The 12,795-nt window shown below is 65.9% G+C and carries 10 protein-coding genes, 2 tRNA genes and 1 pseudogene; 4 read left to right on the top strand and 9 right to left on the bottom strand.

The annotated features are described in order from the left end of the window. Positions 1-2 precede the first annotated feature (2 nt). Positions 3-56, bottom strand: a pseudogene (locus C5C17_RS19120) (hypothetical protein); the annotation flags it as partial. 334 nt (positions 57-390) lie between these two features. Between C5C17_RS19120 and C5C17_RS03905 the strand changes: the two are divergent. Beyond that, complete coding sequence (locus tag C5C17_RS03905; RefSeq protein WP_104252066.1) at positions 391-1,362, top strand: hypothetical protein; 972 nt, start codon at positions 391-393, stop codon at positions 1,360-1,362. 128 nt (positions 1,363-1,490) lie between these two features. On the opposite strand, the gene C5C17_RS03900 is transcribed toward C5C17_RS03905, so the two are convergent. From C5C17_RS03900 to C5C17_RS03880, 5 genes are all read right to left on the bottom strand, one after another. Further along, on the bottom strand, positions 1,491-2,276 hold the full coding sequence (locus tag C5C17_RS03900) for an SDR family NAD(P)-dependent oxidoreductase (protein ID WP_104252065.1): 786 nt from the start codon (positions 2,274-2,276) through the stop codon (positions 1,491-1,493). A 275-nt stretch (positions 2,277-2,551) separates the two neighbouring features. After that, positions 2,552-4,231 carry an SDR family oxidoreductase gene (locus C5C17_RS03895; RefSeq protein ID WP_104252064.1) on the bottom strand — a complete coding sequence of 560 codons (1,680 nt, stop codon included), beginning with the start codon at positions 4,229-4,231 and terminating at the stop codon, positions 2,552-2,554. Between the two features lie 135 nt (positions 4,232-4,366). Continuing rightward, the gene (locus C5C17_RS03890; protein WP_104252063.1) at positions 4,367-5,368 is read right to left on the bottom strand and encodes an anti-sigma factor; all 1,002 of its coding nucleotides are present in this window, start codon (positions 5,366-5,368) and stop codon (positions 4,367-4,369) included. Next, positions 5,365-5,925 carry an ECF RNA polymerase sigma factor SigK gene (gene sigK / locus C5C17_RS03885; RefSeq protein WP_249312354.1) on the bottom strand — a complete coding sequence of 187 codons (561 nt, stop codon included), beginning with the start codon at positions 5,923-5,925 and terminating at the stop codon, positions 5,365-5,367. The genes C5C17_RS03890 and sigK overlap by 4 nt, the downstream gene beginning before the upstream one ends. 97 nt (positions 5,926-6,022) lie before the next feature. Next, positions 6,023-7,819, bottom strand: a complete 1,797-nt coding sequence (locus C5C17_RS03880; protein WP_104252062.1) for a cytochrome c biogenesis protein CcdA — start codon at positions 7,817-7,819, stop codon at positions 6,023-6,025. Positions 7,820-8,105: 286 nt separating this feature from the next. On the opposite strand from C5C17_RS03880, the gene C5C17_RS03875 reads away from it, so the two are divergent. Both C5C17_RS03875 and C5C17_RS03870 read left to right on the top strand, forming a co-directional pair. After that, entirely contained in the window at positions 8,106-8,795 is a 690-nt protein-coding gene (locus C5C17_RS03875) for a fasciclin domain-containing protein (protein WP_104252061.1), read from the top strand. Between the two features lie 283 nt (positions 8,796-9,078). Continuing rightward, positions 9,079-9,351 carry a GlsB/YeaQ/YmgE family stress response membrane protein gene (locus tag C5C17_RS03870; protein WP_104252060.1) on the top strand — a complete coding sequence of 91 codons (273 nt, stop codon included), beginning with the start codon at positions 9,079-9,081 and terminating at the stop codon, positions 9,349-9,351. Positions 9,352-9,497: 146 nt separating this feature from the next. On the opposite strand, the gene C5C17_RS03865 is transcribed toward C5C17_RS03870, so the two are convergent. Further along, positions 9,498-10,136, bottom strand: coding sequence for a hypothetical protein (locus tag C5C17_RS03865; protein WP_146079073.1), 639 nt, complete (start codon positions 10,134-10,136; stop codon positions 9,498-9,500). A gap of 867 nt (positions 10,137-11,003) precedes the next feature. Between C5C17_RS03865 and C5C17_RS03860 the strand changes: the two genes are divergently transcribed. Next, positions 11,004-11,372 carry a hypothetical protein gene (locus tag C5C17_RS03860; protein ID WP_146079072.1) on the top strand — a complete coding sequence of 123 codons (369 nt, stop codon included), beginning with the start codon at positions 11,004-11,006 and terminating at the stop codon, positions 11,370-11,372. Positions 11,373-12,537: 1,165 nt separating this feature from the next. On the opposite strand, the gene C5C17_RS03855 is transcribed toward C5C17_RS03860, so the two are convergent. Further along, positions 12,538-12,611: transfer RNA gene (locus tag C5C17_RS03855), tRNA-Met, on the bottom strand. A gap of 32 nt (positions 12,612-12,643) precedes the next feature. Beyond that, positions 12,644-12,718: transfer RNA gene (locus C5C17_RS03850), tRNA-Thr, on the bottom strand. Positions 12,719-12,795: the final 77 nt, after the last annotated feature.

The raw sequence follows: 12,795 nt of genomic DNA, 5'->3' as shown, positions 1-12,795 counted from the left end.
TGGGGGCGCCCCGGCCGCGCCCCGCCCCGCCTCTTGTCTCCCGCACGGGGCTCCATCCACACGAGGAGTGCGTGTTCGTTCCCGAACGAGCATGCACTCCTCGTGTGTCTGCGAGCGGATGCGGTGGGCTCAGAGAGTGAGCGGGGGCGAGGGAAAGAGCGAGTTATCCACAGGCGCAGACAGGAAGCGCCCACGCGCGGGGGCGCGCTTCTCGCATCTGCGCATGGCACCAGGAGACGATGAGCACCACGACCAGCGGAGCACGCGAGTTCAGCGCGCGGAGCGCTCCCGCACGAGCGATTCGACTGCCGGCGTGAACCTCCCCCGCCCTGTGAGAGTCGGTTGACGGGCTGGCGAACGCCGAAGGCCCGTGCGCGGGAGCGCATCCCGTTGCCAGACTCACTCCGCAAGGCCGGGTTCACGGTCGCGGATGCTCGCGCGATGGGCGTCGGCCGCGGACGGCTCGACAACGCGAACCTGGATCGGCCGTTCTACGGTGTTCGGGTCGCCCCGCTCAGTGAAGCCGAGCAGGCCCGGCTCGCAACCATGACCGAGCTCGAGCATGCCAGCGAACGGCTCCGGAATCGCGACCTGAGCTACGCGGCGAGGGCACGGCAGCGGCAAGCGTTCGGTGCCGTCTCAGCAGCACGCATCCTCGGGCTTCCGCTGCCTCTGCACTTTGCACAGGACGAACGAGTCCACCTCATCGTGCCGCAAGGCTTCAGCTCGTCTTCGCCGCGGGGCACGACCACTCGTATCGTGCCGCAGCACGCCTGGCGCACCTTCGAGTTCGACGGACTGCGGCTGCCGTCGCCCGAGCTGATCTTCTGTCTGCTCGCGAGGGAGCTCGACGTCATGGACCTGCTTGTCCTCGCGGACGCACTGGTGACCACTTCTCGCTGGTATCCCGGGCGTCGGTGGTGGGGAAACCTCTCGACGCCCGAGCAGCTCTCAACCGCCGCTCTCGCCTGGTCGCCTGGCACCGGCGCTTCGAAGCTCCGCGAGGTCCTGCCCCTCATCCGGTTGACCGTCGAGTCGCCTTACGAGACGACGATGCGCTTCCACCTCGAGCAGTCGGGATACCCGATGCTCGCGGTGCAGCACGTCCTCTACGGGCCGGACGGGCGCAAGATCGCGCGCGGTGACTGCGCTGACGTGGAAGCACGCATCCTCTACGACTACGACGGGGATGGGCACCGAACGAGTCGGAGCCAATGGCAGAAGGATGTCAGGCGGGCGCGGAGAGTGGCGGCCTTGGATTGGCATCCGGAACGCCTGGTGCTCGCAGACCTCTGGCCTGATCCTTCGGCATTCGTCACTCATGCGCACGCCCTCCGAACACGCCGCGTCACCGAACGCTGAGACACCCGAACCGGGTGCATCCACACGAGGAACACAGGCTCGTGATGTCAGCAAGCTGCAATCCCCGCGTGGATGCCCCCGGGCGACGCGAGCGCGGGAGTGGCGCGGCCGTGCGGAGGGGCGAGTGACTAGCTGAACTGGATGCCGCCGTCGACGAGGATCGTCTGGCCGGTGACGTAGTCGGAGTCCTCGGAGGACAGGTAGGAGACGAGCTGCGCGACGTCGTTCGGCACGGAGACTCGGCCGAGGAGGATGGACTTCGCGTTCTCCGCGAGCGCCTCACCCTTCGCGAGCCCCTGCTTCGCGCCGAGCTTCTCGTCGATGAGATCCCACATGGCGGTGCCCACGATGCCGGGGCCGTACGCGTTGACCGTGATCTTGTGCTCCGCCCACTCCATCGCAGCTGCCTGGGTGAGGCCGCGCACGGCCCACTTCGACGCCGAGTACGGGCCGAGGAGCGCGAACGGGCGGAACGCGACGATCGATGCCGCCCCGATGATCTTGCCTCCGCTGCCCTGCTTGATGAACTGCCTGGCCGCGGCCCGGTACTGGTAGAAGACACCGGTGACGTTCACGTCGAGCACCCGCTGGAAGTCGGCGCTCGAGTAGTCGAGCAGAGACTCGACCTGCGCGATGCCGGCGTTGGCGATGAACACATCCAGCTTCCCGGCTCTCTCGGCCGTGAACTCGACGAGGGCGTCGACGGATGCTTCATCCGTGACGTCGACGACAGCTCCCGTCGCGCGGCCTCCCGCGTGCTCGATGGCGGTCACCGTCTCCTCGACGCCAGCCTGGGCGCCTTCCAAGTCGGCGACGATGACGTGCAGTCCGTCCCGGCCGAGACGCTCTGCGATCCCCTTGCCGATGCCCCGTGCTGCTCCCGTGACGATGGCGACGCGCTGTTCGGTGCTCATGAATCCTCCTTGACTCGAGCGGCGCCTGCGCTCAGGTGCGCGGCGCTCGCTGCGAGGCTACGGAGAACGAACCGACCGACGAAAGCACCCCTCTCGCTGAGCGAGAACGCGCATCCGTGCCCGCATCCACGCCCGCCGCCCTTCATCCGTCACCCCGCACGTAGACACACGGAAAGTGCCGGTTCGTTGCGTAACGAACCGGCACTTTCCGTGTGGATGCTGGGGCCCCAGAAGGTCGCCGGAGGGACCGGCCGGAGGGATGAGAGTGGGAGCCCTCAGTCGTCAGCGTTCGCGGCTGCCGTCGCGACGATGCGGGAGGCCATCGTCGCGAAGATGAAGCCGTGGAAGGGGAAGACGGCGGCCCAGTAGAGGCGGCCGAGCAGGCCCTGCGGGAAGTAGACGGCGCGCTGCTCGTAGCGAGAGCGGATGCGCTCCCCGCCCGTCTCGTCGTCGCCGCGCGCGTCCGCCTCGTTGTCACCGTCGCCCACCGGCACGGCCCGCATCTCGAGCCAGGCGAGCCCTGGCACGCGCATCTCGGCGCGCAGGCGGAGCAGCGAGCCGTGCTCGCCTCCGCGTTCGATGGTCTCGACGCGCCAGAAGTCGAGGGCGTCGCCTTCCGCGAGACGGTCGGGGTTCGTGCGTCCACGGCGCAGGCCGACGCCGCCGACGAGCTTGTCCATGACGCCTCTGGCTCCCCAGAGCAGCTTCGACGAGTACCAGCCGTTGTCACCGCCGATGCCTTCGATGACCCGGAACAGCTGCTCGGGTGGCACCGTGCTCTCCTTCGACTGCTCGTCGGTGAACACCGTCTGCCCTGCCCAGTCGGGGTCGGCGGGCAGGGGGTCGCTCGGCGAGTTGTGCACGTTCGCGTCTCGCCAGCTGGTCTCGGTCGCGCGGAGCTTCTCGCGGCCGAGTGCCAGCTCGACCGCTCGCAGGTACGTCGTGAGGCCTTCCTCGGGCGGCGGGATGAGCGCGTCCACGTCTCGGTTCTTGACGACGCATTCGTTCTGCAGCGACTCGACGAGGGGGCGGGCGATGGACTTCGGTATGGGCGTGACGAGGTTCACCCACCTCGATGCGAGGCCGGGCGTGAAGACGGGGAGCGAGGCGATGGCCCGCTGCGGGAGCCCCGCTTTCACCGCATACCCGTTCATCATCTGCCCGTACCTGAGCACGTCGGGCCCGCCGATGTCGAGCGGACGGTTCACGTCCGCTTCCACTCGGGCGGCACCGAGGAGGTAGTGGAGCACGTCGCGCACGGCGATGGGCTGGATGTGGTTGCGCACCCACTGCGGGGCGGGCATGTAGGGCAGCACGTCGGTGAGGTGGCGCACCATCTCGAACGACGCCGATCCTGAACCGATGACGATGCCGGCCTGCAGCACGATCGTCGGTACGGGCGAGTTCAGGAAGACCTCGCCGACCTCCTTGCGGGAGCGCAGGTGCTTCGAGAGCTTCGCGTCGTCGGGATGCAGGCCGCCGAGGTACACGATGCGGGAGACGTTCGCCTTCGCGGCCTGCTCGGCGACGTTCTCGGCGAGCTTCAGGTCGGTGCGCTCGAAGTCGGAGCCGGAGCCCATGGCGTGCACGAGGTAGTAGACGACGTCGACGTCCTGCATCGCCTCCCCCACGGCTTTCGCGTCGTCGGCGTCGCCCACGACGACGTCGACCTGGTCGCCCCAGTCGTAGGCGGCGACGCGCCCCGCGTTGCGGGCGAGCACGCGCACGCGGTAGCCGGCGGTGAGGAGGCGCGGCACGAGGCGTCCCCCGAGGTAGCCGGTGGAGCCGAAGACCAGGACGCGGGGAGCGGACCCGTCGGGGCGCGGCTTGGCCTTGAGCGCGGGCTCGTTGCCGGTCGGTGCGGGGGTCGCGGGAGTGCTGTTGTTGGCGGGGGCGTCGCCGGTCGTGAAGTCGTTGCCTGCGGGGCCGGATGGGGGCGTGCCTGGGGTTGCCATGCTCGCGAGGCTATGACTTCAGACTGACCGAAAGATGATGGGTTGACATTGCGGCGCTCGGGCCGTCCGGGACAGGGAAGACCCCCGAGCGGTCGAGCCGCTCGAGGGCCTGTCCTGCTGTGTTCTGCTGGGCGTCTAGCTCTGCACGACCGCGACAGGGTCGGTGGTGGGGAGGCCCGTCTCCGAGCCGCCCTTCGACTCGACGGTGACACCGACGGCCATGCCGGGCGCGAACGTGCCGTCGAGCACGCGCACTGCCGGGGATCCGTCGGCCATCGTCAGGATGCCGGCTGGCGCCGGCCCCTCGCCGTCGATGTACCAGAGCTCGTAGTCGTTCTCAGCTGGCAGCTGGGCCATGCCGTGGGCGACGACCGCCGACCGACCGAGTTCCTCGGACCAGTAGACGGTGACGGTGCCGCCGCCAGCGACCTCCGTGCGGGCGCTGTCGACGTCGGGTGCGGCGAGGATCAGCGCGACGTCACCGTCCGCGGTCGGCGGCTCCTGCCCATCCTGACCGAACCCGCCGAAGGCGAAGCCTCCGCCGAGGAACAGGCCGACGGCCAGCACGACGGCTGCGGTTGCCGCGAACATCGCCTGCGCGCTGCTGCGGAACCAACGGCCACGGGCACGCGTCTCGACGGGACCGAAGTCGTCCCCTGGGTTGCCGGTGCTGGATGCTCCCCCGCCGGCCGAGGCGACTCGACGATCGTCGTGGAGATCACGATCGTCGTCCTCGCCGGTCTGCGGCTCCGGGACGAGGGAGAGCTTGCGCTGCCCCTCGCCGTGGGTGTCCTCGTTCGCCACGTCGGCGCGCGAAGGCACTTCGGTCGCGTCCGAGGCGTCGGCGGAGGACGTCGCGTCCCGCTCGTCGCCGACCGGGTTCTGCTGCGGGAAGCTGTCGAGCTTCGCGAACAGCGAGTCCTTCATGGAGACGGGAGGCTGGACGGGGTCAGTGGCGAGCGCGAGCTGCGCCGCGGCTTCCTGGTAGCTCTCGAACTCCTCGGCGAGCTCACCGTCGGCCAGGAGCTTGTTCATGAGCGCCCGGTCGGCGGCGTCGTCGAAGTCGTTGGCGGAGAGCGCCTCTGCAGCGAGCAGCTGCTCGAGCTCTTCGCGTTCGCGATCCTGTTCGTTGCTCATGATTCCACCCCCAACTCTCGTCGCAACCGATTCATTCCGTCTCTGATTCTCGTCTTCACCGTACCGAGCGGCACCTCGAGCCGTTCCGCGATCTCACTCTGCGTGAGACCCCCGTAGTAGGCCAGCGTGACCGCTTCACGTTGTTGATCGCTGAGCTTCGCGAGCGCCTGCTGCGCCCGCTTGTGCTCGATGCTGATCTCCGCTGACTCGGCGACGTCGTCGCGTTCGCCCTCGAAGTCCCGCACCCCGATCTTCAGGTCACGATCCTTCGACGCCTGGGATGCACGCACCCGGTCGATGGCTCTGCGGTGCGCGACAGTCAGCATCCAGGTGGTCGCCTTGCCCTTGCTCGGCGAGTACGACGCGGCGGTCTGCCAGATCTCCAGCAGCACCTCCTGCGCGACCTCTTCGGATTGCGCCTGGTCGACAAGCACTCGCCGGATGAGCCCAAGAACTCGCGGGGCCATGAGGTCGTAGAGGGTGGAGAAGGCTTCCTTGCTTCCTGTGGCGGTACGCACGAGAAGTTCCTCTATCTCTCCGATGGCTTCGCTCACCAGTTCAGCTTGCCATCTCTCGAAGCTTTCGCGAATTCGGTTGACGTCAACCTGTGAATCAGCGCTGGTTCGGGCGGGGGCTGGGACGTTCGGCCTGGCCTCAACCGAAGGTGAATGAGTAAGCATCCACGCCACCCCCCAGAGTGACGGTCAGCTCTCCCTGCTTGCTCTCGTCCCCTTCGAAGAGGAGGTACGAGCCCGGGTTTCCTTCGACTTGGATCTCGCGGGGGCCCGTGCCGTCGTCGACGGTCACCGTTCCGGATCCGCCGAGCACCATCCGAATGGTCGAGGCGGTGTACGAGAGCCTGATCTTGCCTTCGTCGTCACTTCTGATGCCCTGAGAGTCGAGGTTGAAGTCGCCCTCGAGCGCGAAGGTGTCCTGCTGCTGCTGTCCGGGGAACGTGAAGCTGCGGTCGCCCTGGCCGTACTCGCCCTCACCTGCGTAGTTGACGACCTTCGTCGGCATCAGGTACGTCTCGGGGGTCGTGCTTCCAAGCTCTGGCGTGGTGTCGGACGTGTCGGTCTCGCCCGGCAGCTGCACGTCGGGGTTAGCTTCCTTGAGGAGGTCGCGGATCTGGGCTTCCGTCTCCGCGTATCCGCCCTCACCGAAGTGGATGGCGCGGACGGTGCCGTTCGCGTCGATCAGGTAGTGGGCTGGCCAGTAGCGGTTGCGGTAGTTCGTCCACGTGCCGAGGTTGTTGTCGAGGGCGACGGGGTACTCGATGCCGAACTCGTCGATGGCGTTCGAGACGTTGGAGGCTTCTTTCTCGAAGGCGTACTCGGGAGAGTGGATGCCGATGACCTGCAGGCCCGCGTCTTTGTAGGCCTGGTCCCAGGCGGTGACGTGAGGGATGGAGCGGATGCAGTTGATGCATGAGTAGGCCCAGAAGTCGATGAGCACGACCTTGCCCTCAGCTGCCTGCGCTGCGAGCTGCACCTCTTCGCCGTTCGGGGTGTTCATCCACTCTTGGATGTCGAGGATCTCGGGGGCGGGACCGCAGTCGCCGAGCTCAGGATCACCGGGCGTGCAGTTCGTGAGCTGCTCGTTCTGCTCGTTGACGAGGCCGCCGAACGCGAGGGCCTCTTCGACCTGCTCGTTCGAGTTGAACTGCTCCTGCAGGCCCGCCGTGTAGTCGGGGACGAGACGCTGCAGGATCTGCGGCAGGTTGAAGACGAGGCCGATCGCGAGGGCGATCATGACGACGCCGGCGGTGATGCGGATGCCGCGCTGGTGCTTGCGGAAGGACTTGACGCGCTCCCCCACTCGACGCCCTGCGAGGGCGAAGATGAGGAGTGGGATGGCCGCGCCGATGCCGAAGGTCACCGTGAGGATGACCGTCTCGATGCCGATCTGGCCCGTCGAGCCTGCGACGGTGATGGCGGCGAGCACGGGGCCGGCGCATGGCACGTAGACGGCGCCGAGGGCGATGCCGAGGAGGAACCCGCCGCGGTCGGTGTTGACCTGCTTCTGCGGGATCCACGAGAACGGCTTCTCGAGGAGGTGCTCGAACTTCGGCACGATGAGGCCGATGCCGATGAGCACCAGCACGATGATGCCCGCCCAGCGGAGCACGTCCTGGGGGAGGCCGAGGAGGCTGAGGAGCAGCGAGCCGAGCAGCGTGAAGACGCTGAAGCTTGTAACGAGGCCCAGGATGACGAGGTAGGGACGGGCGGATGCGCGCCGCTTCGTCTTCTGCTCGCTCTTGACTCTCGTCTTGAGCGCGCCCTCGTCGGGCCCATCGGCCCCGGGATCCTGGGCCTCGGCCTGCATCTCCTCGTCGCTGCGCGCACCTTGCACGCCGCCCGAGAAGAAGATGACGGGCAGCACCGGGAGGATGCATGGTGATATTCCCGTGATGAGGCCTCCGAGGAAGCCGATGAGTCCTAGCGAGATCATGTTGCGCTCCCTGCAGCGTGGCTGTCAGGCGGTCAGTGATGCCTGTGAACTGAGTTCGGAGCGGTGTCCGTTTCGGTTTGGTCCCACCACCTCTTCTGTTGCTGAAGGAGGTCACATCCCGAGTCTCGGAGGGGCACCCATATGTAAGGACTCGAAAGCCGCAAGTCGGGCGTCCCGGAATTTATTCCGAACTTTTCCAATCCGTCCCGGGAGGGCCTCCGAATGTCTCAGTGAACCGCAACGGATGCGGCTCCGGCCCACCGGCCGAGAAATGAGGAGTGAAGTTATGCGCACTATCACCAGGAAGGGCTCACTCGCCCTCCTCTCGCTGGCGGCCATCTCGACCTTCGGCCTGGCAGCCTGCTCGAACTCGGCCCCCACGGCTGAGCCTGACGCCTCGATGGAAGCGTCCCCCATGGAGACGACCATGGAGTCGCCGATGGAGACCTCCATGGAGACGATGGACCCAGCCGCCAACCTCGTTGGCCCCGGCTGCGCCGACTACGCGGCTCAGGTACCGGACGGCGCTGGCTCGGTTCAGGGCATGTCCCAGGACCCGGTCGCGGTCGCGGCTTCCAACAACCCGCTGCTCACGCAGCTCACCGCAGCTGTCTCCGGCCAGCTCAACCCTGACGTCGACCTCGTCTCGACGCTGAACGGCGGCGAGTTCACGGTCTTCGCACCAGTGGATGAGGCCTTCGGCAAGATCGACGCTGGCACCATCGAGACGCTCAAGACCGACGCGGACCTGCTCTCGGGCATCCTGACCTACCACGTCGTCGAGGGCCAGATCCTGCCTGACGAGATCGCCGGCGAGCACACGACCGTCCAGGGCGAGACCGTCACCGTTGAGGGCTCGGGCGACGACCTGACCGTCGGCGCCGGTGGCGCCAAGGTCATCTGCGGTGGAGTCCAGACGGCCAACGCAACTGTCTACCTGATCGACTCGGTGCTCATGCCGCCGTCGAAGATGTAAGACAGTAGCAACTAGCACAAACAACAGATAAGGCCCCGGATCTTGCATCCGGGGCCTTTTTCTGATTTTTTCTGCGATTATCGCGGATATGTGCGCAACTATCACAGGAAGAGCACGGCTTTCCGAGTGTTTGCGCACAGGATTTCCATATACCGATATCGGGGGCCCACAATGGACTGTCCGGTGAACAGCCTGGCTGCACCGCCGAGCGCCACAAGCGCCACGACGGTCGACCAGCGTCCGACACCGGCGACTACAGTCAACATCGAACTTTGGAGCTCTCATGGGATTCCTCGCATTCCTCCTTCTCGGACTCATCGCCGGGGCCATCGCGAAGCTCATCCTGCCCGGCAAGCAGGGCGGCGGATGGATCGCAACCCTCATCCTCGGCGTCATCGGAGCACTGCTCGGCGGCTGGATCGGCGGCATGCTCTTCGGCGAGGGCGTCGACGCGTTCTTCTCGCTCAGCAGCTGGCTTCTCGCCATCGGTGGCTCGATCATCGTGCTCCTCATCTGGGGCTTCATCACGAGCCGCGGCAGCAAGAACAAGGCGTAGCACCCCGCACGACCTCGAATGCGGGCCCCGGCATCTTGCCGGGGCCCGCATTTGTCTTACCTCTGGCCGTCTGCGATCTGCTCAGCGCACTGCGCTCGAAGAGCAGGCACACGGCCAGCGGCGTTCCACCGTCCACGGCGGACCGGTCAAGGAGCAGGTGTTGCACTTCCCGAGTAGTTGATCGTGCCGGCGCCGAAGATGACCGTGCCGATGCCGAAGGTGTTCAGGTTCCAGGTGAGCGTCTGCGGGCAGGTGATTGAGATGAGGCTCGGGAGGCCGATCAGAACGACGTTGACCGTGATGGTGATCTTGGTCGGCCGAACGGGGTTGCTGTTCGCGAGATAGGTGCCGTTCGGGAACGAGACGTTGGTGAACAGGAATGAACCGGGGAGCGCGCCGAGCTGACCGAACGTACCCGTGCCTGTTCCAAGCCCGGATCCGGTGTACGTCGCCCCGTTGCTCATCGTCAGGGTCGCCGACGTCACGAGTGAGGTGTACAGCGGCTGGAACAGGTTCAGGTTGCAGGTCCGCGAGTCGAGCCCGAAGGCGCCGGCGAACAGCAGAGAGCCCTTGTTGCCCAGGACGATCGCCTGCGAGGTGACAGGACCGAGGACGCCCGCCTTGATGCACGTCGGGCAGGCTGGCTGTTGCGATGCGGCAGCCATTGGCGTCGCCACCGCGGCGGCGACCACGGGCACTGCCCACGCGCCTGCCGTGATCAGGGAGCGACGGGTCGTCGAGGCCTGGTCGGGGGAAGAAATCTCAACGGACTGCACAGTGTTCAACTCGGGTACCTCGCGATCTGGGGCAGCAGTCGCTGCAGGGGTGGGAGTGGGAGTCCCTCCGGTCGGGTTGCCGGAATACTGCACAACATAGTGAAGCCTGATTCCAATCGTCAAGCGGCTGGCTGTCGATACCCGCAGAACGATGAGTCGAGACGGGAAGATCACCGAGCCCACTTGACTATTCACATAACGACTCATTAGCCGCACACATGACAGGAAAACACTGCAAAAATGGAATAAGAGCCGACACGACGTGGGTTCGCTTAATGGGCGCTACTACATGACCCGCGCGCCTGGACCGGACCATTCAATGAAAAGAGGTTTTCCGTTAATCTGAGATAACTGAGGGAATCTACAATCACGTTACGCGCGATCGCCGCTTCGGATCCTTCTCCTGACGTCAGCAGAAGGCCGTGTCGACTCGGCCACGGAAGGGCGACGAGCTCGTCGTAGGCAGCGAAACCACCCCAGGCGACAGCACGAGCCCACCACCTACAGGAGACAACTTTCGAGGATTAACACAAAATACGGTCTTCTTGCCCCGTCTCGCGCTGGGTTCCGGGCCGAACCACTTTTGGTTCACTTGTTCGCACGAATCCCCGGAGAGAGCTCTTGTCCAACTCAGTACCCCGGCGCACCGTCGTCACGTCCGCAGCTTGGGCTGCACCCGTGATCGCACTGGCGGCCGCCGCTCCATTTGCCGTGGCCTCGCAGCCCTGTCCTGTCTTCACCGAGTTCAACCAGTGGACACGCAGTGGCGCTACCGATGGCCAGTTCGTTCAGAACACCGGCCCAATCCAGTACGACACCACCACCGACACGTTCCTGTCAGTGGCCGATAACTTGTCAACGAGCACCACGGCGACCGTGACGCTGTCAACCACGTTCAACGTCGTCGCCGGACGCACCTACACGTTCTCGTGGGGACTCCGAGGCAGCCTCGGAATCGCCGCCAACGGATCCAGCAAGCAGGGCCTCATGATCACGGCCGCCCAGGCTGGCGCACCGACGCAGACGGTCTACGCCGGTCAGACTCGCAACCCGGACCCCGGATTCGAGCAGATCCTGATCGCCGGACCACCGCCCGCTCCGCGCACCTCGTCATTCACGGCGACACTCTCCGGCCCGCTCACACTCTCCTACACGTTCACGTTCGCACCTCGGCCCGTTGGCGCCGAGACCGCCAACGACGATATCTACGCCAAGGTGCCGCTCTTCGCGACCAACACCTGCTGAACCAGCGAGTCCCTGCGCCCGCAGTAAGACCGAGGTCCGGTCCCTCACCTTCGAGGAATCAGACCTCGGTCTTCGTGTCCAGCAAAGAACATGCAATCCAGTCTCGGCCCATTCAGAGAATGGACCGTCAGTAGATTCAGTATCTGGATGAACTTCATCTGTGAGTTCCATCTTTGCCGTGCGCGTTGAGGAACCACACGTTGGAGTAAGCAGACAAAAGTGGCCAGCCCATCCGATCGCGCCGAGAGCGCCACCGCTGAACTCCCCCGCGAGAGCAGCATGGGGAGCGACAGGGATCCCCTCCCTGCGCCAGCAGCTGCACCTCACCTCTCAGAGCCGCTCTGATGGCTCAGGCTCCGCGCACACACTCGTAGTGAAGAACGAGAGAACAGCCGCAGGGACCCAGCGGTGGCGGTGTCAGACGCGTGGGTCTTCGTTGGTCCGGAAGCGCGCTGACCTGGCTCGCCGGAATGAACTGCGGGAGTTCCTGCTGTGGCTGCTCGAGAAGCTCTCCCCGAACGAGCTCGGCGGCCCGAGCGCCGCCCGACACTTGCGGCGCCGGACCGCGTAGGCGTCGTGCTGGGAGATCGAGCCAACGCTGGGCCCGGTCGAGACGCGCCATCGCGTCGTTCTGGTCCATGGGTCCTCTATCGGTTTGTGGTGCCTGTTGATCGCGGTCACCGAGGACCTGCTGGTACTGGTGTGGCAATGGTGCTCGACCGAGTCATCGACCGCCTGGACGGCGCTCTTGGCGCGCGCCCTGCTCCTGTGGTTGTGGTCTGCGGTGGCGGTTCCGGTTAGCGTCGACAGCCCGCTCCTGCTGCCCAGACACGAAGATCCAACGCTGCACGTTTCACGTGCAGAGGAGCGTGCGCCGCCACCTCGCTCTGCGCCCGAGAACTCACGCCGAGCCGGGACCCGAGAAGCTCTCCAAGGCGCTCTCCCGGGTCGTCGACGCGGACACCGCCGTCGCGTGGCAGCTGGGGTTGCAGGCCTGGTGGTCTCAGCACGGGCAGGGGGCACCACCGCTGGTACTCCGACGAGAGCGTTGTGATCGCGTAGGTGCTCGAGACCTCCCTGGCATGACTCTCGGGCGAGACCGACAGCGGTGCGCCGCGTAACGCAGAAAACCCGGCTGCCTTGTCGGCAACCGGGTCTTCGTCTGTAGCTGGAGAGAGATTCGAACTCTCGACCTCACGATTATGAGTCGTGCGCTCTCACCAACTGAGCTACCCAGCCAAGGGTTTCTGCAACAGACACCTGCTCCAGAATGGAGCCCCGAGTCGGGTTTGAACCGACGACCCCTTCCTTACCATGGAAGTGCTCTACCACTGAGCTATCGGGGCGAGATGCCAATCGAGCTTGTGGCTCCGAATGGCACCAGATGAGGATAGCACCTCACGGAACCCCGTGAGAACACGAC

Source organism: Pseudoclavibacter sp. RFBA6 (genome assembly GCF_002931575.1).
Taxonomy (GTDB): domain Bacteria; phylum Actinomycetota; class Actinomycetes; order Actinomycetales; family Microbacteriaceae; genus Pseudoclavibacter; species Pseudoclavibacter terrae.
This window is presented reverse-complemented; position numbering and strand designations above follow the sequence as displayed.

Excerpts from the sequence above, each read along its gene's own strand:
- C5C17_RS03895 (WP_104252064.1), bottom strand. The coding sequence starts at position 4,231 with ATGGCAACCCCAGGCACGCCCCCATCCGGCCCCGCAGGCAACGACTTC.
- C5C17_RS03875 (WP_104252061.1), top strand. The coding sequence starts at position 8,106 with ATGCGCACTATCACCAGGAAGGGCTCACTCGCCCTCCTCTCGCTGGCG.
- C5C17_RS03900 (WP_104252065.1), bottom strand. The coding sequence starts at position 2,276 with ATGAGCACCGAACAGCGCGTCGCCATCGTCACGGGAGCAGCACGGGGC.
- C5C17_RS03880 (WP_104252062.1), bottom strand. The coding sequence starts at position 7,819 with ATGATCTCGCTAGGACTCATCGGCTTCCTCGGAGGCCTCATCACGGGA.
- C5C17_RS03890 (WP_104252063.1), bottom strand. The coding sequence starts at position 5,368 with ATGAGCAACGAACAGGATCGCGAACGCGAAGAGCTCGAGCAGCTGCTC.
- C5C17_RS03870 (WP_104252060.1), top strand. The coding sequence starts at position 9,079 with ATGGGATTCCTCGCATTCCTCCTTCTCGGACTCATCGCCGGGGCCATC.